This is a genomic window from Dyadobacter sp. BHUBP1, assembly GCF_050587785.1.
In the GTDB taxonomy this organism is placed as follows: Bacteria; Bacteroidota; Bacteroidia; order Cytophagales; family Spirosomataceae; genus Dyadobacter.
This window is the reverse complement of sequence record NZ_JBOBIH010000052.1, coordinates 1-556: the sequence shown is the minus strand read 5'-3', so window position 1 is coordinate 556 and position 556 is coordinate 1. Positions and strand designations below refer to the sequence as shown.

At 55.8% G+C, this 556-nt stretch carries 1 protein-coding gene; it reads left to right on the top strand.

The annotated features are described in order from the left end of the window. Window positions 1-16: 16 nt before the first annotated feature. Window positions 17-556 (top strand): hypothetical protein (locus ACQ4MZ_RS31595; RefSeq protein ID WP_430852035.1); only part of this gene is annotated, 540 nt, incomplete at its 3' end.

The following is a 556-nucleotide window of genomic DNA, read 5'->3' as shown; positions in this document are numbered from 1 at the left end:
GAATGTTGGGGGTAATATCACCAGGGTCCGGTTGTCTCCCCGTACCGAATGCTGTATGGACCGCATCCTCGGTAGTGTAATTCAAGGGTCCAATGATATCTCAAATCCCAATGGCTGGACTACCCTGGCCACGATTAGCCAGACGCCAGCTGCCGGCTGGAACGAGTACCCTATCCGGACGACAACTGCCTGGCGGTACGTACGGTTCTTGGCAGGTACCAACAGCTACGGGGAATTGAAAGAACTGGAATTTTACAATGGCAATGTAAAACTGACCGGGACAAAATTCGGATCGCCGGGTGCATATAACAACGACCAGGTCAATTACGGCTACGCTAATGCTTTTGATGGCCTGGTGACTACTTCCTGGCACGGACACACTCCGGGCCCTACGAACTACGCAGGACTAGATTTGGGAGCAAGCTGCGCTACCCTGACTGCCAGCGTGCTCTCGCCGGCCAACAATGCCAGTGTGGTGGGCACTGCCAGCACCACGACCACCGGACGGGTAACCACCGCCATCAGCGTCAGCACTTGTGTTCCCGCAGGTACGACG